At 42.1% G+C, this 21,387-nt stretch carries 28 protein-coding genes; 21 read left to right on the forward strand and 7 right to left on the reverse strand.

Translation table 11 applies throughout. The features are described 5' to 3' along the window. Positions 1 to 19 precede the first annotated feature (19 nt). The 6 genes from ctaD to H513_RS0104505 all read left to right on the forward strand — a co-directional run bounded on the left by ctaD (position 20) and on the right by H513_RS0104505 (position 5,044). Positions 20 to 1,879 (forward strand): cytochrome c oxidase subunit I, encoded by a 1,860-nt coding sequence (gene ctaD, locus H513_RS0104480; RefSeq protein WP_026799644.1) that lies wholly within the window; start codon positions 20 to 22, stop codon positions 1,877 to 1,879. Further along, a complete protein-coding gene (locus H513_RS0104485; protein ID WP_026799645.1) occupies positions 1,876 to 2,505 on the forward strand; it encodes a cytochrome (ubi)quinol oxidase subunit III in 630 nt (209 codons plus the stop codon). The genes ctaD and H513_RS0104485 overlap by 4 nt, the downstream gene beginning before the upstream one ends. A 3-nt stretch (positions 2,506 to 2,508) precedes the next feature. Further along, complete coding sequence (gene ctaF / locus H513_RS0104490; protein ID WP_026799646.1) at positions 2,509 to 2,835, forward strand: cytochrome c oxidase subunit IVB; 327 nt, start codon at positions 2,509 to 2,511, stop codon at positions 2,833 to 2,835. A 134-nt stretch (positions 2,836 to 2,969) separates the two neighbouring features. Continuing rightward, complete coding sequence (ctaG, locus tag H513_RS0104495) at positions 2,970 to 3,857, forward strand: cytochrome c oxidase assembly factor CtaG (RefSeq protein ID WP_026799647.1); 888 nt, start codon at positions 2,970 to 2,972, stop codon at positions 3,855 to 3,857. Between the two features lie 60 nt (positions 3,858 to 3,917). Next, positions 3,918 to 4,373 (forward strand): DUF420 domain-containing protein, encoded by a 456-nt coding sequence (locus H513_RS0104500; RefSeq protein WP_026799648.1) that lies wholly within the window; start codon positions 3,918 to 3,920, stop codon positions 4,371 to 4,373. A 146-nt stretch (positions 4,374 to 4,519) separates the two neighbouring features. Beyond that, the gene (locus H513_RS0104505; RefSeq protein WP_211226508.1) at positions 4,520 to 5,044 is read left to right on the forward strand and encodes a GNAT family N-acetyltransferase; all 525 of its coding nucleotides are present in this window, start codon (positions 4,520 to 4,522) and stop codon (positions 5,042 to 5,044) included. A gap of 34 nt (positions 5,045 to 5,078) precedes the next feature. Here H513_RS0104505 and ytvI read toward each other — a convergent pair whose 3' ends face one another. Further along, positions 5,079 to 6,137: a sporulation integral membrane protein YtvI gene (gene ytvI / locus H513_RS0104510; protein ID WP_026799650.1), complete on the reverse strand. Its 1,059-nt coding sequence runs from the start codon at positions 6,135 to 6,137 to the stop codon at positions 5,079 to 5,081. A gap of 148 nt (positions 6,138 to 6,285) precedes the next feature. Between ytvI and mscL the strand changes: the two genes are divergently transcribed. Then, on the forward strand, positions 6,286 to 6,732 hold the full coding sequence (gene mscL / locus H513_RS19590; RefSeq protein ID WP_051239696.1) for a large conductance mechanosensitive channel protein MscL: 447 nt from the start codon (positions 6,286 to 6,288) through the stop codon (positions 6,730 to 6,732). Positions 6,733 to 6,766: 34 nt separating this feature from the next. Here mscL and H513_RS19595 read toward each other — a convergent pair whose 3' ends face one another. Further along, positions 6,767 to 7,297 carry a YugN family protein gene (locus tag H513_RS19595; protein WP_081658176.1) on the reverse strand — a complete coding sequence of 177 codons (531 nt, stop codon included), beginning with the start codon at positions 7,295 to 7,297 and terminating at the stop codon, positions 6,767 to 6,769. A 184-nt stretch (positions 7,298 to 7,481) separates the two neighbouring features. On the opposite strand from H513_RS19595, the gene H513_RS0104525 reads away from it, so the two are divergent. The 5 genes from H513_RS0104525 to H513_RS0104545 all read left to right on the forward strand — a co-directional run bounded on the left by H513_RS0104525 (position 7,482) and on the right by H513_RS0104545 (position 10,524). After that, the gene (locus tag H513_RS0104525; RefSeq protein WP_026799651.1) at positions 7,482 to 7,910 is read left to right on the forward strand and encodes a CBS domain-containing protein; all 429 of its coding nucleotides are present in this window, start codon (positions 7,482 to 7,484) and stop codon (positions 7,908 to 7,910) included. A 232-nt stretch (positions 7,911 to 8,142) separates the two neighbouring features. Further along, positions 8,143 to 9,240, forward strand: coding sequence for a CAP domain-containing protein (locus H513_RS0104530; RefSeq protein ID WP_026799652.1), 1,098 nt, complete (start codon positions 8,143 to 8,145; stop codon positions 9,238 to 9,240). Between the two features lie 95 nt (positions 9,241 to 9,335). Further along, positions 9,336 to 9,770, forward strand: coding sequence for a spore coat protein YlbD (gene ylbD, locus H513_RS0104535; protein ID WP_051239676.1), 435 nt, complete (start codon positions 9,336 to 9,338; stop codon positions 9,768 to 9,770). A gap of 17 nt (positions 9,771 to 9,787) precedes the next feature. Beyond that, a complete protein-coding gene (locus H513_RS0104540) occupies positions 9,788 to 10,021 on the forward strand; it encodes a YlbE-like family protein (protein WP_026799654.1) in 234 nt (77 codons plus the stop codon). A gap of 59 nt (positions 10,022 to 10,080) precedes the next feature. Next, positions 10,081 to 10,524, forward strand: a complete 444-nt coding sequence (locus tag H513_RS0104545) for a YlbF/YmcA family competence regulator (protein ID WP_026799655.1) — start codon at positions 10,081 to 10,083, stop codon at positions 10,522 to 10,524. On the opposite strand, the gene H513_RS0104550 is transcribed toward H513_RS0104545, so the two are convergent. After that, positions 10,521 to 10,850: a hypothetical protein gene (locus H513_RS0104550; protein WP_026799656.1), complete on the reverse strand. Its 330-nt coding sequence runs from the start codon at positions 10,848 to 10,850 to the stop codon at positions 10,521 to 10,523. The genes H513_RS0104545 and H513_RS0104550 overlap by 4 nt on opposite strands. Positions 10,851 to 10,926: 76 nt before the next feature. Between H513_RS0104550 and H513_RS0104555 the strand changes: the two genes are divergently transcribed. After that, positions 10,927 to 11,205 (forward strand): YlbG family protein, encoded by a 279-nt coding sequence (locus tag H513_RS0104555; protein WP_026799657.1) that lies wholly within the window; start codon positions 10,927 to 10,929, stop codon positions 11,203 to 11,205. Between the two features lie 26 nt (positions 11,206 to 11,231). Here the strand turns inward: H513_RS0104555 and H513_RS0104560 are convergent, their stop codons facing one another. After that, positions 11,232 to 11,621 (reverse strand): DUF7147 family protein, encoded by a 390-nt coding sequence (locus H513_RS0104560; protein ID WP_026799658.1) that lies wholly within the window; start codon positions 11,619 to 11,621, stop codon positions 11,232 to 11,234. 156 nt (positions 11,622 to 11,777) lie between these two features. On the opposite strand from H513_RS0104560, the gene H513_RS0104565 reads away from it, so the two are divergent. From H513_RS0104565 to coaD, 3 genes are all read left to right on the forward strand, one after another. After that, a complete protein-coding gene (locus H513_RS0104565; protein ID WP_026799659.1) occupies positions 11,778 to 13,115 on the forward strand; it encodes a hypothetical protein in 1,338 nt (445 codons plus the stop codon). Between the two features lie 279 nt (positions 13,116 to 13,394). Continuing rightward, the gene (gene rsmD / locus H513_RS0104570) at positions 13,395 to 13,958 is read left to right on the forward strand and encodes a 16S rRNA (guanine(966)-N(2))-methyltransferase RsmD (protein ID WP_026799660.1); all 564 of its coding nucleotides are present in this window, start codon (positions 13,395 to 13,397) and stop codon (positions 13,956 to 13,958) included. 17 nt (positions 13,959 to 13,975) lie between these two features. Beyond that, positions 13,976 to 14,458, forward strand: coding sequence for a pantetheine-phosphate adenylyltransferase (gene coaD / locus H513_RS0104575; RefSeq protein ID WP_026799661.1), 483 nt, complete (start codon positions 13,976 to 13,978; stop codon positions 14,456 to 14,458). Between the two features lie 110 nt (positions 14,459 to 14,568). Here the strand turns inward: coaD and ylbJ are convergent, their stop codons facing one another. Beyond that, positions 14,569 to 15,786: a sporulation integral membrane protein YlbJ gene (gene ylbJ / locus H513_RS0104580; RefSeq protein WP_026799662.1), complete on the reverse strand. Its 1,218-nt coding sequence runs from the start codon at positions 15,784 to 15,786 to the stop codon at positions 14,569 to 14,571. Between the two features lie 185 nt (positions 15,787 to 15,971). On the opposite strand from ylbJ, the gene H513_RS0104585 reads away from it, so the two are divergent. Further along, a complete protein-coding gene (locus H513_RS0104585) occupies positions 15,972 to 16,769 on the forward strand; it encodes a patatin-like phospholipase family protein (RefSeq protein ID WP_026799663.1) in 798 nt (265 codons plus the stop codon). After that, positions 16,756 to 17,781 (forward strand): SepM family pheromone-processing serine protease, encoded by a 1,026-nt coding sequence (locus tag H513_RS0104590; protein WP_026799664.1) that lies wholly within the window; start codon positions 16,756 to 16,758, stop codon positions 17,779 to 17,781. Before H513_RS0104585 ends, H513_RS0104590 begins: the two co-directional genes overlap by 14 nt. A 121-nt stretch (positions 17,782 to 17,902) precedes the next feature. On the opposite strand, the gene H513_RS0104595 is transcribed toward H513_RS0104590, so the two are convergent. Both H513_RS0104595 and H513_RS0104600 read right to left on the reverse strand, forming a co-directional pair. Further along, positions 17,903 to 18,301 (reverse strand): hypothetical protein, encoded by a 399-nt coding sequence (locus H513_RS0104595; protein ID WP_026799665.1) that lies wholly within the window; start codon positions 18,299 to 18,301, stop codon positions 17,903 to 17,905. 45 nt (positions 18,302 to 18,346) lie between these two features. Further along, positions 18,347 to 19,567 (reverse strand): nucleotidyltransferase, encoded by a 1,221-nt coding sequence (locus tag H513_RS0104600; RefSeq protein WP_026799666.1) that lies wholly within the window; start codon positions 19,565 to 19,567, stop codon positions 18,347 to 18,349. A gap of 187 nt (positions 19,568 to 19,754) precedes the next feature. Here H513_RS0104600 and H513_RS0104605 point away from each other — a divergent pair, with 187 nt between their 5' ends. The 3 genes from H513_RS0104605 (at position 19,755) to H513_RS19600 (ending at position 21,357) form a co-directional block, all read left to right on the forward strand. Then, the gene (locus H513_RS0104605; RefSeq protein WP_026799667.1) at positions 19,755 to 20,276 is read left to right on the forward strand and encodes a YceD family protein; all 522 of its coding nucleotides are present in this window, start codon (positions 19,755 to 19,757) and stop codon (positions 20,274 to 20,276) included. Between the two features lie 46 nt (positions 20,277 to 20,322). Further along, positions 20,323 to 20,496 carry a 50S ribosomal protein L32 gene (gene rpmF / locus H513_RS0104610; RefSeq protein ID WP_026799668.1) on the forward strand — a complete coding sequence of 58 codons (174 nt, stop codon included), beginning with the start codon at positions 20,323 to 20,325 and terminating at the stop codon, positions 20,494 to 20,496. Positions 20,497 to 20,625: 129 nt separating this feature from the next. Then, on the forward strand, positions 20,626 to 21,357 hold the full coding sequence (locus H513_RS19600) for an enoyl-CoA hydratase/isomerase family protein (protein WP_161625289.1): 732 nt from the start codon (positions 20,626 to 20,628) through the stop codon (positions 21,355 to 21,357). Positions 21,358 to 21,387 lie beyond the last annotated feature (30 nt).

A 21,387-nucleotide genomic window follows, 5' to 3' on the forward strand; every position in this document is an offset into this window, starting at 1 on the left:
AGAAAAGGGAGGTCTTAGCGTGAGTACAGCCTATGCTGAAAAAAGCGGCTTTGGTGCAACTCTTTGGGACTACCTTACAACCGTAGACCATAAGAAGATTGCCATACTTTATTTAATTGGAGGAGGATTTTTCTTCCTTCTTGGTGGTTTAGAAGCGTTAATTATTCGAGCGCAATTACTATTTCCAGACAATGAATTAATCCAGGCAGGTACGTACAACCAAATCTTTACGATGCATGGTACGACGATGATATTCCTGGCTGCGATGCCTTTAATCTTTGCTTTAATGAACGCAATTGTCCCGCTACAAATTGGTGCACGAGATGTTGCGTTCCCGTTCTTGAATTCACTCGGTTTCTGGCTGTTTTTGTTTGGTGGTGTGCTTCTTAACTGCTCGTGGTTCCTTGGTGGAGCCCCAGATGCAGGTTGGACAGCATATGCCCCGTTATCCACGACCGCAGAAGGTCATGGGGTAGATTTTTATGCCCTTGGCTTACAAATTTCGGGAGCAGGTACACTTATTGCCGGAATTAACTTTTTAGTTACAATTGTAAATATGCGTGCTCCAGGTATGACTTACATGAGGATGCCATTATTCACTTGGACATCATTTGTAACAAGTGTGTTAATCTTATTTGCGTTCCCTGCCTTAACGGTAGGTTTGTTCCTTATGATGTTCGATCGATTGTTTGGGGCAAATTTCTTTGACCCGGCGATGGGTGGTAACCACATAATTTGGGAGCATTTGTTCTGGATTTTTGGTCACCCAGAAGTATACATTCTTGTACTACCAATCTTCGGTTTGTTTAGTGATATTATTTCCACATTTTCTAAGAAACGTTTGTTCGGATATTCTGCGATGGTCTTCGCGGTTGTCCTAATTGGCTTCTTAGGTTTCATGGTTTGGGCACACCATATGTTTACAACTGGTTTAGGTCCAATTGCCAACTCCATCTTCGCAATTGCTACGATGGCAATCGCAGTACCAACTGGGATTAAAATCTTTAACTGGCTGTTTACGATGTGGGGCGGAAGTATTCACATGACGACCGCTATGCTTTGGGCTGTTGCCTTTATTCCATCCTTTACACTAGGTGGATTTGGTGGGGTAATGCTTGCTGCAGCTGCTGCGGACTATCAGTATCATGATACGTATTTCGTTGTTGCGCACTTCCACTACGTAATTGTCGGTGGGGTAGTGTTCGGTGTATTTGCAGGCCTTCATTATTGGTGGCCTAAGATGTTTGGTAAAGTGTTAAATGAAAAGCTAGGGAAGTGGGCGTTCTGGCCGTTCTTCTTTGGATTCCATTTAACGTTCTTTATCCAACACTTCCTAGGCTTGATGGGAATGCCTCGTCGTTACTGGAAGTTCCAACCGGACCAAGGGCTTGAACTTGGAAACATTGTGAGCTCATCCGGAGCAGTACTGATGACGATTGGAGCGGTCATCTTCCTAATTAACGTTGTGTATACATCAATTAAAGGTGAGGATGCTGGGGCAGACCCGTGGGATGGTCGAACGCTTGAATGGGCAATTCCATCGCCGCCACCATTCTATAACTTTAAGCAAACTCCACTCATTCGTGGTTTAGATCCACTGTTCATTGAAAAGCAGCAAGGGAATGGAAAGATGACCCCTGCTGAACCGCTTGGTGACATTCACATGCCGAACAATTCCATTGTTCCATTCATTATGTCATTTGGATTGTTTGTTGCAGGATTTGGTTTGATCTACCAAGTTGATGATGCCACTTGGCTTTGGGCTGTCGGGATTGGGCTTGCCATTACGCTATTCAGCATGCTTTTCCGTTCTGTTAAGGATGACTTAGGCTATCACATCCATAAAGAGGACTTAGAAGAGGAGGCTGATGCAGAATGAGCGACCAACAATTAGAGCGTTTAACACCTGAAACGATGCCCCGTGACCCAGAGAAGGCCACATTGGAAGGAAAGAATAAATTTCTTGGGTTCTGGTTCTTCTTAGGCGGAGAGACCGTACTATTTGCAAGCTTGTTCGGTACGTATCTCGCTTTAAACAATTCACCTGCGGGGGGACCTACAGCTGATGAATTGTTTGGGCTTGAACTCGTCTTCATTATGACGATGTTGCTGTTAACAAGTTCCCTTACGAGTGTGTATGCCATTTATCATATGAAGAACTTGGATTATGGAAAGATGCAGACGTGGATGTGGATTACCGTATTACTCGGTTTCGCGTTCCTTGGCTGTGAGATCTATGAATTCTATGAGTATGTTCATCATGATGGATTTGGCTTCACGACTTCTGCATTCAGTTCTGCCTTCTACACATTAGTCGGTTTCCACGGAGCTCACGTCACGTTTGGTTTGTTATGGATTGTCGCACTTCTCTTGAGAAACGCTAAGAGAGGGCTGAACTTGTATAACGCACCGAAGTTTTATGTGGCGAGTTTATACTGGCACTTCATTGATGTTGTGTGGGTATTCATCTTTACCGTCGTTTATCTTATGGGAAAGGTGGGCTAATCATTGGCAGACAATATCGAGAACAATCCGACCAACTTAGACTTCTATAAGAAGAAGAATAAAGAAGAGATGAAGTACCAAGTTGTAACGTTCGCTTTGATGATTTTCTTTACACTAGTCGCTTTCTCTATGGTAGCCTTTGGAGATTTCGGTACACAGTTCGTCATCCCAGTAATCTTGTTGCTTGCTGGAGTACAAGTAGCGTTTCAGCTCTATTACTTTATGCACATGAGTCATAAAGGACATGGTATGCCAGCGTTGATGTTATGGTCAGGAGTTTTCGTAGCGGTATTAACGATTGCTGCGATGGTGACCATTGTATGGTGGTAAGTGGGGAAAGGGCGAAGAGTAATCTTCGCCCTTTTTTTCAACTTTCACAATATAGTAAGAAAACACTGACAGTTTCATTCAATTTCCAGTTAAAATAGTAGATAGAACATCTTAGAACGGATGGAGTGAGTCAAATGTGGTTGGAATTGCAAATATTTGGTTTGCGAGCGTTGTGGAGCCCATACTATGCGTTGTTCGTAGTGGCATTGGCAATCGCTTATTATTTAGTAACGGTTCATTTCCGGACACGTTTCGGTGGGGAGGAAAAGCCAAGCGGGAAGCAACTGGGTATGTTTTATTCGGGGTTACTGTTGCTCTATATCGTAAAGGGATCTCCGCTCGATTTATTGGGACACATTATGTTTACGGCACATATGGGCCAAATGGCGCTCTATTACTTGGTCTTTCCAATCTTGATTATTAGAGGGATTCCAAAATGGATTTGGCGTAAGCTGTTTCAACAGTCATGGCTTAAAGGGCCGTTACGAATCATGACGAAACCACTCGTTGCGTTATTGCTATTTAATGGACTCTTTTCAATCTATCATATACCTCTTGTCTTTGATTTCACAAAGACAAGCGAAACCGCGCATGCAATTGTGACAACTGTTATCTTATTTACAGCCTTTTGTATGTGGTGGAGCGTATTCGCGCCGATTGAAGAAGAGGAACGGTTGTCTCCTTTACTTAAGATTGGATACATCTTTGCTAATGGGATATTAATTACACCAGCTTGTGGTCTTATTATCTTTGCTGAATCACCGATTTACGCAACGTACTCAAGTACAGGTGCGTGGGTGCAGGCATTAAGCTTATGTGTTCCAAGTGGTGTATTAGATGGCCTGACACTCTCAGGACCTGAGTTATTCTCATCCATAAGCTTGCTTCATGACCAGCAGCTAGGGGGGATTGTCATGAAGATTACTCAGGAGATTGTATTTGCTATTATTATTGCGGTCGTATTCTTCGCCTGGTTCTCTAAAGAAAATGACACGATTGATCCATTGCCTGAACAAGCGTAACCGATCATATCTTAATACAATTCATACATGAGATACAGACAAGGGAAAGAGGGAGAGGGAATGCCGGTTTTACCAACGATTAGCACATTTTTTATTGTACTTAGTGCAGTTTTAATTGCCATTGGATGGGTGCTTATTGCGAAGAGGAAATTAGAAGCACATAAGCGGATGATGGTCGCAGCGGCTATTAGCGCTTTAACGTTTTTTATCATCTATATGTCTAGAACCATTTTTGTAGGGAATACGAGCTTTGGTGGGCCTGAGGAGATTAAGGTCTACTATACAAGCTTTTTAATATTTCATATCGTGTTAGCGACAGTGGGTGGTGTGTTTGGGTTAGTGACGCTATGGCTTGCGTACAAGGCGAATATCCAACGCCACCGTAAATGGGGGCCTGTAACGTCTATAACTTGGTTCTTTACAGCGATTACGGGTGTAGCCGTTTATCTGTTGCTGTATGTTGTCTATGATGGCGGTGATACAACAAGCATGATAAAGGCCATCTTAGGAACTTAATATCTATTCTTGCCTTACTTTCAATAGAAAAGTAAGGCTTTTTTAATGAATACGTAGATTTAGCGTTTATTGTGAATGAATATGAGGAAATAGAACAAAGATATTATGAATCTATACATAGCATCAATTTACGAACCAAGAAGGGTGTGAATCAGTTGGACCTAGAGACCCCACGTTTGATTCTGTTCCCATTAAGCTTAGAGCAAGCTCAAAGCTTAATGACTGAAACCAATCAATATCCAAAATGGCTCAACGTCCCATTTGATAGTTTGTGGCCTCATGATGGGCTGAAGGCTTTGTTGCCAATCTATGCCGAGAACATAGAAACAGACGATTCCCATTACGGTTTTGGCCCATGGGTAGCTGTAGATAAGCATAAAGAAGTGGTTGTAGGTGACGTTCAATTTAAAGGAAAGCCGATACATGGTGAGGTGGAAATTGGATATTTCGTTTCCAATATTCATAGGAACCAAGGTTATGCGAAGGAAGCAGTCGAAGCCATTATTCAATGGGCATTTCAGCACGAATCGATCCATCACGTACGTGCTGTTTGCGACGCGAATAATGTTCCGTCTTGTCGAGTGTTGGAAGCGTGTGGCTTTAAGCGACTTGGTGAGGATAATGGAATTATTCACTTTAAAACGACTAAACAACGAAACCACGCGATATAGAAAAAAGGAGCAGGCCATTGGCTGCTCCTTTTTTCTATATTTTGAAGTTTGTCTTGATGATTCCTGCTTCTTTCGCTGAGTTGAATGCAATAACAACGAGTGGGCCAACAAAGAATCCAAGGAAACCAATCAGTTGTAAGCCAATATACATGGCGATCAACGTGGCGAGAGGCGATAACCCTATATGTCTTCCCATTACTTTCGGCTCAACAGTTCTACGAATTGCAAGAAGAAGGATGGCGAGGATGGCAAGTTCTGTACCCATCGTAAATTCACCGATAATCAACATGTATAACGCCCATGGTCCTAAGATTGCAATAGAACCAATGATAGGGATGAAATCTATAATCCAGATGATAAATGACATAAGCAACGCTACGTTTGGAGAAATGAAGAGTAGCCCAATCAACGTAACGATGAAGATGACGATGCTGACTAGAAATTGTGCTTTCAAGAATCCGAAGACTACGTACGAAAGTCGGTTACTCATGAACTTTACTTTCTCTGCAGTCTGGTCTGTCATATGGTCAAAGGCCATTTTCTTGAGCCTTGGCATCTCGAGCATAAATAAGAATAATGCAATTAAGTAAACAATTAAACTTACGAGTAGCTCGGGTATGCTTGCTGCAACAGAAGCTAGATTTTCAATTGTTTCATTACTAGCTACAGTTTCTCTTAAGCTTTGAAGATTCTGGCCAACACCTGACTCTAGCTCTGATACGAAGGGTTCAGGCAGCCCTTCTGTAAATCTGTCGTACGTACTCTTTTGTTCATTGAAGTAATTCTCAAGCTGTCTTATGTAAGAAGGTATATTCTCAACAAATTGAATGGTCTCTGTCACCACTCGAGTGACAACATAGGTTCCTACGATTCCAAGAATAATTAAGAACGAAATATATACGGTAATCACGGATAGTCTTCGCTTTAATTTAAACCTGTACTGTAAAAGCCGAACACCTGGTCCAAGAAAGAGAGCGGTAATGAACGCAATGATTAAAGGAACGGATACAGGAAGAATAAAGTAAGCGGCTATGACGGTTACGATACTGAGAAATAGAAGGATCCACTGGCGTTTTGTTATTTTTCGCAACAATTTGGGTCAAAAAGCTCCTTTCGAAACAACACTGTTAATGAAAATATAGCATGAATTGCACTCGTTTGCACTCTTAACGTTTAGAACTTAAATCATTTTGTATGAATTACTTAAAGAGGACATATGGTTGAAGAAAGGGGGGAATTTCGTGTGGCAGGAGTTTAAGGCGTTCGCTGTGAGAGACAATGCCTTCGAACTAGCCGTTGCGGTGGTTATTGGGACTGCCTTCGGAAAGATTGTAACTTCACTTGTAGACGATATCATCATGCCGATTGTAGGGGTAGTAGCAGGAGGCATTCATTTAGATACATTAGCCTTATCTTACCGTGGAGTTGATATTGTATACGGGTCTTTTCTTCAGGCGATGTTAGATTTCTTCATCATTGCGTTCTCCATTTTTCTTTTCTTTAAGGTTATCTTCACGCTAAGGGGGAAGGATTCGACTTTAACGCTTAAGAAACGAACAACGGAGGAGTTGCTTAAGGATATTCGTGATTTAATGCAGGAACAAAATGAAGGATTAATTCATCGTAGGGAGAAGCCACGTGTACAAGCTCCACGCATTTCAATTCAGGACAAGTCTAAGAAAAGGTGAACGGGGATGGCATTATCCATCCCCGTACTGGTTATTACGACTCTTCTACTTCTTCTGCTTGTTTTGAAACGGCATCGTCTTCCTCAGATGCCCTTTGTTGGGAACGGGTTCCGTCTTGAGAAGAAGATTGTTGATTCTTCTTTAAGTATTCAAGCTCTGCGCGAAGTCGTTTGTTCTCCTCACGCAATGTTTCTTGTTTGTTTTCTTGAAATTCATTAATTTGCTCCCTAACTTTCTCGAGCAGTTTGTTACTTCGTTCAACGAGTGTTTCAGGAAAGTCTTCTCCATCTCCGTACTCGACACCGTGTGGGTAATAGTGTTTACCAAGAAGCGGTGTTAGAAGCTGCATAAGTGCATGTCTACTATCTACAGTACCTTCAACAGCAAATCCTTGAACACGTAAGTAATACGTAATCCCTTTGGTGGGAGAAGAGAATTTGTAGTCATACGTGACTCGCTCGTAATCCCATTGTCCCCCTCGAACAAAACCGCAATCATCAAGAATGTGGTTCAGCTTGTCAATGGCTACTACAGTACCTTCAATCCCTTTTCCATCTATTCTCATGTTACCATCCCCTTACATCAATTATGTAACTGTTTCCATCATATAAAAAATGGCACGAACTTTCAATTGTTTACAGCGTAAACTGAGGTTTCTATGCAAGATTCACGACTCCGTGGTTAAACTACGTAAAGATGACGGAAGGAAAGTTGTTCTGTCATAACACCCTTTGATGGAGGCGGTCGTAATGAAGAATTTAAAAGACGTCATGACTACAGATGTTGCATGTTGTTCTAAAGATGAGACGTTGTTCAATGTTGCGAGTAAAATGAAACAGCGTGATGTGGGTTCCATCCCTGTCTGTGACGATCAGAATCATCTGCTTGGTATGGTGACAGACCGAGATCTTGTACTCCGAGGTTACGCAGATAAAAAGCCTGGTTCTTGTGCTGTACATGAAGTCATGAGTGACCAACTTACTTCTGGTGAGCCCGGCATGTCTGTAGATGAAGCAAGTAAATTAATGGCGACGAAACAGATTCGACGCTTACCAGTTGTGGACAATGGGAAACTAGTAGGGATTGTTTCTCTTGGAGACTTGTCATTAGAGAAGTTCTCAAATGAAGCTGCTGGCCATGCGTTAGAAGAAATTTCTGAGCGACCACAAGCCCATTAAAGAAAAGGAGGGCCGTTTCGCTGTCCTCCTAACTCAGCTTGTAGAGAAGCTAGATGTTTCTCTACAAGCTATTCTTTTGTATCTTCTCACTACCATTAAGAAAAAATCCAATAAAACATTTTCCACCTGACTTTTCGTTCGGGTTGTTTTAATTCAACTCTAGCAGATTGATTCATAATTATTACTAGAATCTATATAATAGATTGTAACAGGATATAAAGGAGCCAATAGAATGAAATGGGTACGATTGCTGCTCGTTATATGGATAATAATCTTGCTCGCATTTATTGCTAATGAGCAATGGAACTTAACAGATGAAGTGAAGGAAATGTCGTTACAAGTTATGGAAGATGAAGCAGACCCTAAAGTGGAAGAACCTACAGAAAGTAAGGTTGAAGAACCAGAGTCTTCAAATCCCGTTGTTGAAACAGCCCCTTCCTCGACCAGTGAGAATTCGCTTGTCTCGTATATGGGTAAGTCAGTAGAAGACATGAAAAGCGTTGTTGGTGAACCTGCTAGGGTCGACCCTACTCCTTATGGATACGACTGGTGGGTCTACGACGAGGAAGGTAGCTATCTTCAAGTTGGTGTTCAAGATGGAAAGGTCGTTTCTTTGTATACCTTAGAGTCTAGAAATTTAATACAAGATCTCTCTGTTGGTCGTGACTATGATGATTTAAAGAACAGCCTTTCCTTCAAAGAGGAAGTAGTAGTTGAGACGGGTGGTGGTACCTATCGTTTCCAACTGAAGGAAGAAGAGCTGAAGGCTAGGCCACTACTATCAATCTCAGATGATGTTTATGCACAGCTTTATTTCGATACGTATACCAATGAACTTTCATCCATCCGTCTATTAAATGCTGAGACCCTTGTGAAGCATCAACCGTATGAATTGTATTATCGTGGTGAGTTGCCCCAGTTGCCATCCACTGTTCCTTCAGAATGGGAAGGTATTGAGACGGGAGTTGAGGCCCAAATCTTCGACATCAGCAATGCAATGAGAACACGATTTGGTTTAGCAGAGCTTGAATGGTTTGAGCCGGTTTCTAGAGTGGCGTATGGTCATAGTAAAGATATGGCACTGGATAATTATTTCTCTCACGTGTCACCTGAAGGAGATGGATTACAAGAGCGCTTAAAACGGGGAGAAGTCTATTATGTGACGGCAGGTGAGAACATTGCTGCTCAATATCCAGACTCAATCGCAGTAGTAGAAGGATGGTTAAATAGTGAAGGCCACCGTAAAGCTATGTTGAATGATGGCTATACTCACCTTGGAGTTGGAGTTTATCAGTACCATTATACGCAGAATTTCTTAGAGAAACCTTAAGTCCAGTCTTTGTAAAGATTGGGCTTTTTCTTCACATTACCCACCTTTTTCTCATATGGTAATGTATCCACCTATTAGGGCGAGGAGGGGATATTGTGGGGAAGCAACTTCATGATTCAGTAAAGGAATTTAAACAATTTGTGAAGCAATATCCAGACTTGATTAAGGAAGTGAGGGAAAGCGATGAAGGATGGCAACCTGTCTATGAGAAATGGGTTCTGTTAGGGGAAGAGGATGATTTCTGGACTCAATATAAGGAAAAGGAAAAAGAGGCATCTGTGAAAGAAGGGGAGGAGTCGAAACCGGAGGAAGAATCAACAGAAGAAGAGCAAGACGAGAAAGAAGTAATGGGTCAGCTTATGGGAATGTTGGATAAAGTAGACTTGAATAAAGTACAAGGTCATATTCAACAACTCAACGGTGCCATCACAAATATTCAATCGTTAGTCGGTCAGTTCCAGGACTTCAAAAGGCAAGGCTCAACATCTGATACAAAGAAATCTACACCATTTTACTTTGGGAAAGATTAATAAAGGGTGGGGACCTTATGCAACCAGGGGTGTATCAATACTTAAGAAATCGTGAGGACTTACTTCGGTTTATGAGGATGAATCCAGACTGGTATCGTCGTGTTACAAGAGACCCATCTGTCATCCAGAACATGGAGGAGGAGGCTAAATTCTTCTACGGGAAGACAACGACTCAACGGATTGAGAAGTTGTCAACCCAAGTCCAAATGGTAAACATGCTCATCTCTATGGCACAAGCTATGAAGGGATAAAGGAATTCTTATTTCTCTTCTTTGTCAGAATTTGATATGATAGCAATGGAGGTGTGAATATGCTTGCTACGAACGAAACAGTAGAAATACTTGATCGTGCAGAAAAGCTCGGTCAAATGGTGCTAGCCTCTGAAACGTATCTAGATTATGTTCAAGCGAAACGTCAATTGGAAGAAGACCAAGAAGCGCAAGGACTCATTCAAGCTTTTCAAGATAGTAAAGTGGATTACGAAGAAGTACAGCGCTTTGGAAGGTATCATCCAGATTATAATAGCATTACGAAAGCGGTTCGTTTAAAGAAACGGGACATGGATATGAATGATTCTGTAGCGAACTATAAGATTGCAGAACGTAACCTGCAGAAGCTTCTAGACGAAATAAGTGGCTTAATTGCGAATAGCGTTAGCCCTCAAATTAAAGCTCCGAAAGACGGTGCAGTCTTCCAAGATACAGGAAGTGGCTGCGGTTGTGGCAGTGGAGGAGCGTGTGGTTGCGCTTCTTAAGGCTGGAACCGAATGCAGTCTACACACAAGTTTCCACAACAGAACATTTTACGTTGAGGTACTAAGAAGCGTACGCGATAGATGATGAACGTCTCATTTTCTCTAACGAAGCTCATGGAGAGGGTGAGACGTTTTCCTTTCATGGCTTTGGCCGCTGCCTTCTTTACATAGTCATCAAGCTCTGTTTTTTGAAGCTTTGTGTGATGCTTCTCAATAAAGACAAATGGAATACCTGTAATCATGCGCTTTGATACAGACAAAGGCTCAATTCGATTTAACGTGGATAGAAAAACAAACCAGGCTCGGTCTAATTCATCTCTATACATGTATACCGTCTCCCTGTTCAATTTGTCATAAATTTGCTACACTATTTTCAGAATAGTTCACGAAAGAGGAATGGTTATGTTCACTAACAGGCAAGGACTCGTTGTGTACTTCCAACATATGAAGAACGTTCGAAATATTAAACGTCACGGACATTTAATTTATACATCTAAGAAATTAAAATATGCCGTTCTTTACGTTAATGAAGAAGAAGTTGATGATGTGAAGGCGCGTCTCAAAAAGTTACCGTACGTGACACGCATTGACGAATCAATGAAGCCGTTTATTCGAACAGAGTATGAGAATTCAAAGCCAGACAAGGCGAAGGAATACGACTATAAGTATGGAAGTATTTAAAAAGCATGGGGAAACCCATGCTTTTTCTATTTCATTGGGGCAATATAGCGATTCATTCTTAAAATACCGATAAGGTGTTGGTAATATAAGTCCGTTTCCGCAAAGAATGTGGATGGTCGTACGATAATCTCATGAATCGGTTTTTGTACATGGGAAGAAAGCTGCTTAAATAAGTCGAAGCGTTTATTCTCAATCGCATTCGGATTCGGAATCCCCTCACGACAGATGTAAATGGGTTGAAATTCACCAGGATTCGTAGGATGAAGTGCGATGGCAAGCGAAGTCATATCGTTGCCGTCGAGATCCGTGTGGAAGGCGAATAGATGTTGAATTCGTTCCTCCATCCCATAGCCAATTTCAAGTAATTCGTATAAATCAGAATACCCTTTCCCTAACTCTATAAATCGTTGTATCAAACTATCAACTCCTGAACTCTAATAATTCTACTTTAGCAAATGTAGCTGTACTTGTGAACGGGATCTGTCACGCCCCTGTCAAAAAATTAATGTATTCACCGTTTCATCATTGATAAAATGATAAAGCACTCTATAAAATGAGGAGTTTTGTCCTGAATGAAAAAAGTTATTGCCATTTTACTCATACTATTATCTGTGTCTGGTCTCCTCCTTTATAATCAGTGGGGAACATATAAAGCGTCTCTAAATGAAAAGCAAGCGGTGGATGTGGATGTCTCGATAATCCATACCACCAAAGGTCTCCAAGTGGACGTGAGCTATGAGAGCTTTATGAATGGGACTTATCAATGGAAGGCACCAGAGATGGCGAGTGGACTTGCCTGTGAAGTAGAACAAACACCTTGCCGTACATCCAATGAATTTGTAATTGAGGAAGAAGGGGGGGTTACTCTTCATTACATGTTACCGCCTATAGAGTTTGGCCATCTAGAGGATTGGTTGTCAGTTGTAGAAGGTGTGGATGTTAAAGTAGACACCTTTTCACTTAAGATCACAGACCGTGTGAAGGAAGGAGAATTTGCCTACTTAGGACATAAGTCAGGAGAAAGCCGTACAGAGCGAATTACATACTATGAATGGAGTGCTTCTTCAAAGCCTGACGCACCTATTTTCTATTTGCCGAGCGGTTCACAACAGTTAATCGAGGAAGATGGACTCCATGTATATAGCGAAACTCGGAACGATGTCGCCTCGCTTGTGACTGCTTGGAGCGAACATGATTGGCCACAAGAAACTCAACTCGTCTATATTGGAGAATCTCCTTCTGTCCCTCATACCCGGTATAGTATACAGTTGGCAAGCGTAGACCCATCTGTTGCGAGGTATTATTGGTTGAAAGATGCAATAGGTACGGGTGAGGGGGTTCAGGAATCTGTAGTGAGTGACGTGGCTACCTTCTTGGCTGGGCAGGATTCTGATGCACCATCTCCCGTTCTTCAGTCACTTCAAAACAATGTAACGGATAAGGAGAAAGACCAATGGCTATCGGTCTTGTTAGCAGAGGAGGAACAACCACCTGTTGAGAAGTTGACGAATTCATTGGAGAAAGTGAAAGGTATGGAAACATCCTATTTTACGAAAGTGATTAAAGAGCCTACGATTCCACTCTACTTTACGGAAGTTCGTACGTTACATATAGGTGAGCAGGTTCTAGAAGGAGTAAACGTACTGAAGCATCGTTTCCTAACGTATATCCCCTTGAAAGAGATTGTTGCTTCACATGACATTTCTCATACATTCATTAAAGAAGACAAACAACACGTCTTAACTATGAATGGCGATACGTGGAGATTATACGAAACTAAGGATACCTATGTTTATAACATGGATGGATTTGGAGTAGCGGAAGATGCAATCATACGAATTGAAGGGATTCCCTATATAAAGGCTGACTTACTGTATCGGTTGATTGGTCTTTCTGTGACAGTTGATTAACTCCCGTATAAATACGAAAAAAAAGCCTGCAGCGATTGCTGCAGGCATCTTTAATCGAACCAGTCGACTAAAGATAAAGGGAGAGGAGAAACCGGAGGAAGAACTTATGGGGAAACGTAAGTCTTCTCCGTTTTGAGTTAGTAAGGAGTGTACCTTATCAACTCTTTCCTAGTATGAACCGGCTATTTAAATCTTATACACATAAGTTAAAACGTTTTCTTACATAGGGATTTATGGTAGGATTATGAGCGAAACTATAGTAAAGAGGTGATGACTTCCATGAGAGTCATTGCAGGTGTACATAAAGGAAGAGCGTTACGTCCTGTCCCAACTAAATCGACAAGGCCTACAACAGATAAAGTGAAAGAGGCGTTGTTTCACATGATTGGTCCCTATTTCGAAGGGGGCACGTTCCTCGATTTATTTGCAGGGAGCGGTGGATTAGGAATTGAAGCGCTGAGCCGAGGGATGAATCTCGGAATATTCGTAGACAAGCATCCAAAAGCTATTTCAACGATTCGGGAAAATGTGAAGACGTTGAAGCTTGACGATCAAGTTGAAATATACCGCAATGAAGCCTTTAAAGCCTTGAAGGCCGTGTCAAAGAGAGACATCGCGTTTGATTTAATCATACTCGACCCCCCATACGGGAAAGTCTCCTTTGAGGAGTTATTTGAGTCAATCGAGAACTACAATCTTCTTAAAGAAGATGGATTAGTTGTATGTGAACATACATCCGAGCAAACGTTAAGTGAAACGTACGGTCCATTTGAACAAGTGAGAGCGGAAACATATAGCAATATTATTTCCGTAAGCCTATATAGAAGGAATCAGGAAGCTTAGAGGAAGGGGCGAGGACGATGTCCAGAGTAGCCATTTGTCCAGGTAGTTTCGATCCAATTACATATGGACATTTAGATATTATCCGTAGAGGTGCTAATGTATTTGATGAAGTCATCGTAGCTGTATTTAATAACAGCTCAAAGGCTCCTTTATTCTCTGTAGAAGAGCGCATTCAATTGTTGAAAGAAGTGACGTCTGATCTTGACAACGTCAAAGTAGATGCAAGTCGAGGACTTCTCATTGATTATGCACAAGAGGTCGGGGCAGGAGTTATCCTAAGAGGGCTTCGTGCTGTCAGTGACTTTGAATATGAAATGCAGATTACATCGATGAACCGGAAATTAGATGAATCCATTGAAACCTTCTTCGTCATGACAAATAATCAGTATTCGTTCTTAAGTTCAAGCATCGTGAAAGAAGTAGCGAAGTACAAAGGCGCGGTGACGGACCTCGTACCAGAACCCGTTGAAAAAGCTCTTAAGGCAAAATACAATCAGTAAATCCTATATGATTTGGGTATTAGCTTGTAGTGAACCGGTGTGTTTTCTACAAGCTTTTTTTGTCGTTACTAGATGCTTAGGGACTTCTGTGCTAATAAAAACAAGCCCATCTATGAGAGGGGCTTGTTTCTGTTAGAACGGTTGTAAATGAGTAGCCATGCCCCGACAGCCAAAGCTCCAATCGTAACGAGTGGTCCAATCTGAACAATCCAATGAAACCAGTGCTCAAAGGTTAACAAGGGAGTCTGGTTCAGTACAGGTGTTTCGTGTTGATGAAAGGCTTGCCTTTCAACATATAACGGCTGAAAGAAGAAGAAGCTTAAGGTGGATGCAATGACACCATGAAGGATGCGGGCAATGAAGTAGGGAAGAAATCGGATATCGGTTTCTGCCAAGATGCTTGCAACTTGAGCTTGTATGGAGAATCCATTAAAGCCGAGGATGAAGCTTACAATCATAACTTGTTCTTGAAGGGTGGCATGACTCGTAGAGGTCATTTGTGAACCGAGTGTAATTTCGAAGAGGCCTGAGATAAAGGGCAAGGATAACTCACCTGATAACCCAGCCATTCCGAATAGTATTGCAAGGAATGCACCTAGGACTTCAGTTATTCCGACTAAGAATAAGAGCTTACTTAATACAGAGAAGATAATGATAAAGCCACCTACGACAAGTAACGTTTGAATTGAAGAAAGAACTGCGTCCCCGAATAGCCTTCCAAATGGGCGGTCATCCTTCAGGCGGGTTTCATGCATGGCTTCGAACGCCCTTCGTAAAGAGAACAAGGAACGCTCGTGTCTATAGGTGCTGATCTCGTGGCCGCCGTAAAATCTCATGATTACACCGACGATAGCATTCCCCACATAATGACTAACAGCAAGCAGTAGGCCAAGCGTTGGGTTATGAAAGAATCCAATAGATACTGCTCCAAATATAAATAATGGGTTTGACGCATTTGTAAACGAAACGAGACGCTCGGCTTCAATTTTTGTCAGCTGTTTTTCCTCTCTTAATCGAGCGGTTAACTTAGCGCCAGATGGGTACCCACTAGCCATCCCCATGACCCATACGAAGCTCCCCACACCAGGCACTTTGAAGATGGGTCTCATGATGGGCTCGCACAATACACCGATAAAACGTACTACACCAAATCCAATCAAGAGTTCCGCAGTAATGAAGAAAGGGAGTAAAGAGGGAAATACGATTTCCCACCACATATTCAACCCGCGTATGGATGCCTCGAGCGCTTGGTCGGGGTATACGATTAAGGAGGCAGCCATAAATACGGCGACTCCGGCTAATCCAATTGTCTTTAATTGTGACTTCATCTAGAAAGCCCCCTAGTCTTTTCCGCTCGTTTCCATGCCTGTACTTCAAAGGACAGTAATAGTAAACTAGTCATAACATCATCTACTAACTTGTGGTGGTACAGGCTTTCTCTACCACTATACGCTCATGAGATAAAGGAATATGCCATAAAATAAGAAAAGCGTATTGGTAAGGGGGAGAAGGCATGGAAAGACCAAAAATTGGCATAGCTCTCGGTTCTGGAGGGGCGAGGGGATTCAGTCATCTCGGTGTATTAAAAATATTGCATGAAGCGAATATTCCGATTGACTATATTGCAGGGAGTAGTATGGGGGCTCTAGTGGGTACATTCTACAGTATTGGACAGAATTTCGATGACCTCTATCGGTTATCAAGTTTGTTTAAACGAAAGTACTTTCTTGATTTTACTGTTCCAAAGATGGGATTTATTGCTGGCAACCGGGTACTTGAGTTTCTTCATTTGTTTACCCACCGCAAGAAATTAGAGGACCTTCCGATTCCTGTCTCAGTGGTGGCGACCGATTTATATTCTGGTGAGAAGGTCATTTTGACAAAGGGAAGCGCAGCGGAGGCGATTCGGGCAAGCATTTCCATACCCGGCGTGTTCGTCCCGCCCGTAATTAACAACCGTCCTCTAATTGACGGGGGAGTGGTAGACCGGGTGCCTGTATCGGTTGCACGAGAGATGGGGGCGGACATTGTGATTGCTGTTGACTGTGTGCATTTCGAAGCGAATGAAGAAGTGACTTCCATTTTCGATGTTATTATACAAAGTATTGATATCTTACAGAATGAGTTTATTAATCGAGTAGACCTACAAGCGGACGTGTTATTAAAGCCCCAAGTAGCCCAGTACAGCGCCCGAGCGTTCAAGGATATGCCATTAATCATTAAAGAAGGGGAAGCGGTCGCTACGGCCCACCTTGACGAAATTAAACAAGTGATCGCAGATTGGAAGGAGATTACGGATGAAACAAAATAAACGCATCTTACTAATTGGGGCGCTCGTCATTTTATTGGCTGCCTTTCTAGGCGGTTATCAGCTCCCTTATTATATTTATAAACCGGGTTCAGCGGATGCACTGAACCCTATCGTTGAAGTGGAAGGTGGGTATGAGAGTGAAGGGGACATGCACCTTGTAACCGTTAGGGGAGGGCAAGCAACTCCGATTATGATTGCATTTGCCTACTTTATGCCCTACCAAGAGATTTACCCAATCGATCAGATTGTTCCAGAAGGGTATTCTGAGAATGAATACATGGAAGCCCAGCTTCACCTAATGGAAACCTCCCAAGAGGCTGCTAAAGTAGTGGCTTATGAGGAGGCGGATGCGAAGGTAGACGTAACCTTTGAAGGGGTATACGTCATGAGTGTCTTAGAAAACATGCCTGCAAGTGGCGAACTGAAGATGGGGGATCGTATTGTAGAAGTTGATGGTCAACCAGTCGAAGAAGCCAAAGACCTCACCGATTATGTAACCGGTATGAGTGCAGGGGATAGTGTAGAAATTGTAATCAATCGTGGAGATGAACAATTATCAAAGACCATTGAGCTCGCCCCGTTTGAAAATGCGTCTGACCGAGTAGGTATGGGGATATCACTCGTAACCGACCGTAACGTAACGGTTTCTCCTAAAGTAAATATTAAGAGTGGGGAAATTGGCGGTCCAAGTGCTGGGTTGATGTTTAGTCTAGAAATGTATGACCAGCTAACGGAAGTTGATCTTACGAAAGGATATCAAGTTGCTGGTACAGGTGAGGTTAACTATGAAGGAGAAGTTGGTCGTATTGGTGGTATTGATAAAAAGGTGGTAGCGGCTGATGAGTCTGGTGCGGACATCTTCTTTGCCCCGAACGAGAATGGGAAAGAGGGTTCCAATTATGAAATTGCTAAGCAGACCGCTGAAAAGATTGGAACAGATATGGAAGTCGTTCCTGTTGATACATTCAAAGACGCCCTATTGTTTCTAGAGAGTAAAGAGCCAAAGTCATAATACACTTTAAATAGAAAGAGCTCAGAAGCGCTTGCTGCTTCTGAGCTCTTTCTGATGGATATAAGATTTAAGGAAGTGTTTTCGAACAGGTTAGCATAATCTTAAGGAAGTGAATTAAAGGTCACTTCATTTCAATTTTCAATTGATCTTTAGGAGCTTCGAAAACATAGTAATCCTTTGTATACATACGTAGCTCTACAGTAATGGATTTACCATCCTGAACAAATAATAGGCTGTCGTCCGCTTGTTTCTCAAATACCCATCCATAGGTTTGCATATAATTTTTGGCGGATAAGTATTGTTCATCATCTTCTTTGTCCGTTTTCGAAATGTAGCTATTTGCGCTTTCACTAATCTGGACATAATCTTGACCAAACCATTGAATCGAAATAATCCCTTTCATAACTGGAAATGGGTTTCCTTCTTGGAAGAGGGTGTCTCTAAACGGATAGAGAAGAATCATCACGATGATTAAGAGACCGGTGCACAAGAAACCAAAGTTGCGTAAGAATTTTTTCATCGTATTCCCCCCACTCTACTATAGACGATTGTTGATGAGAAAAGGTTACATTTTTTTTGGAAGGATAGGAGGTTGAAACTCTCTCTTTCTACGTTCCTTCCGAAGGGATGGAGGTAAACTGGATAAGTACGCATCCATAGCTCGCTCTTCTATTGTTAAGTATGAATGTTCGAACTGCTGTGGTTGTGTAAGGAGCGGCACAGAAGCCTCTTTCTTCACTTGGCGCATATAGCTCTTGCCTAGGGCGTTCATCCCTAGGATACGCACATACGGCACTTCATTCAACTGTTGAAGTGAGAGTAGGTCTTCTTTCTTCGTGTGAGTTAGCACGTGAGTTGCCATTCGTTGCAACCTTGTTCTGGTGTAACGCTTTGTCTTCATTGCAGTCATCCACTCTTCAAATGAATCTGCAATACGTATGGTTTCATAGATTCGGTGCTGAAGCCCTTCTTCCACTCCAGCAATCTCCGAAAGTTCGTCCACACTCATGGTTAGGATGCGGTATTGAAGAAATGGAAAATAGTGTTCCCAGCTGTGCCAACAACTTGTTCGCTCTCTGTAGGATTGCAAGGCATGGACAGAAGATTCTGGTAATGCAGATTTGGCTCTTTGTGTCATGGTGCCAGCTTGAAGCAATTCCTTCCGAATGCTTGTTGCGCTCGCAATGGTATGACGGATCTCTTCATCATGGTAATCATTGTGAATGCGTTGTACCGTTGTGGGTTTAATGGAAAGATGTAAGTCTTTAATTGCTTTCACATACCCGAATCCTAGAATATTGTTCGGTTTTCGAAGGTCGAACTCATCTGATGTAAGACCAATTTGCTCATAGCCATAACGGCTTGCTTCTGGGAAAGATAAGCCTTTGTCTAGTTGATTCCGTACCGTTTCCTCGTAGAGGTCTTTGTATTGTTCCATTGCATCGTATCCTTCTAAAAACGGGGCAATACTACCTTGTTCACTACCAAAGCATACGGCGTCCGTTCCGAGTGCATCTAAAGTGAGCAATGCTCCTTTAGCAAAGAGGTCGCTATTCTGGACAGCAAAGACATAAGGGAGTTCGACGACTAGGTCAACACCCTCTCTTAGAGCTGCCTCAGCCCGGTGCCACTTATCAATGATGCTAGGTTCTCCGCGCTGCAGAAAGTTTCCAGACATTACAGCAATGGTGCAATCATTACCAATTTGTTCTTTTGCTTGTTGAGCGTGGTAAGCATGTCCGTTATGAAACGGGTTATACTCAACAACTAAACCAGTTGCGTTCATAAAGGTCCCTCCTTTTGCAAATTTCGACTACGTATGATAGAAATGATATAATAATTCATTAGAAAATCCAATGTGTCCAAGAATCTTTTCAAACTGCTTTATGTATAGTTATAACCTGTAAAGAAAAAATGTTGACAAACTAAGTAAAACCTTTTAAAATAACACATGTTGCTTTGAGGTGATTGAAATGAATTTCCCTTTACAGCAGTTAAAGACTGCTACAGAAAAACCATTAACATTTGATGAAAATGTAGATATTTCTGAATTAGAAACGATGCCAAATGACATTCGTGAGATTCCACCTGTTCATGTAACTGGACAGGCTAGAACGCAAGGGGATGAAGTAACGTTTCAAATGAAACTCAACGGAACGATGACCCTTCCTTGTGCTCGTACGCTTGCGGATGTTGAATATCCATTTTCCTTTGAGGCTACGGAGGTCTTTTCTCTTTCTCCTTATCACGAAGAAGGGGACGAAGAAGTTCATGAAATTCATGGAGAAGTCCTTGACTTAACGCCTTATATCAAGGAAAATGTTATATTGGAGATTCCTTTGCAAGTGTTCTCAGACGATGAGGACGTGCTAAATGAAGCGCTGAGTGAAGGTCAAGGCTGGTCCTTAATTACTGAGGAACAGAAGGAAGAGAAAGTTGACCCACGCCTTGCAAAGCTTCAACAATTTCTAAATGATGATGATAAGAAAGAATAGATCCTGTCACTTCATGTATTGGATCTTGCTTAAGGAGGTGTAAGACATGGCAGTACCAAAGAGAAGAACCTCTAAAAAGGTCAAAAACCAACGCCGTACCCACAAGAAGCTTCACGCACCTGGTTTCGTAGCATGCCAGAACTGCGGTGAGTTCGTAAAATCTCACCACGTGTGCAAAAACTGTGGCCAATACAACGGCAAACAAGTGGTTGAACAATAAACTACAAGAAAGAATGTCTCTAATGCATAGAGGCATTCTTTTTTTGTGGTTCATTTTTTCAAATTTGTTACAATAAAGGAGTTAGTACTTTATTAGAAAGAAGGATGTACGGTGTATAAAACGATAAGCGTGAAAAAGGTAAGTGATGACGTCGTTCAGATTACGTTGGACCGTCCACAAGTGAAAAATGCGGTTTCATTTGACATGGTTGGAGAATTAAAGGAAGCGTTCCAAGGAATAAAAGAAGATGACAGCGTTAAACTGCTTACCTTAACAGGTGCAGGAGACGTGTTCTGTTCGGGTGGAGATTTACACGATTTTCATGGAGATTTAGGTGAACAGAACGCGTTTCAAATGTTGTATGGAATGAAAGAAGTGTTGTATGAATTAGCGAGATTTCCAATCCCGACAGTCGCCTTATTAAATGGGCCTGCAAGAGGTGGGGGGACAGAACTCGCGACAGCATGTGACTTCCGCTACATAAAGGAAGGTGTCACTTGTGGATTTACACAAGGCGATCTTGGCTTAACGACAGGGTGGGGAGGTGGAACGCTTCTCTATCATCGTATCCCTAATTTACATGCCTATCACTGGCTCTTAAGTTCATCACTCTATGATTCGAACAAGTTGATTGACATTGGTTGGGTTCAAGGAACGTATGTAGATGATGTCTTGGAACAGCTTAAGCCTTACACAGACAAGACCGTGGAACAAGTGCGAATCTTCAAGCAGCAATACATTCGTCAGCAATTGCCGTTGTCTATCTCTACAGAGATGGACGAAGAAGTAAGACGATGCTCTATGGTTTGGGATACACCAGAGCATAAGGAAGCCATACAGAAATTCCTTTCTGCTGAGTAAAAAATAGTTCTCCCTCCTAGTCTATCTATC

This window comes from Pontibacillus halophilus JSM 076056 = DSM 19796, from assembly GCF_000425205.1.
GTDB classification, from domain to species: domain Bacteria; phylum Bacillota; class Bacilli; order Bacillales; family BH030062; genus Pontibacillus_A; species Pontibacillus_A halophilus.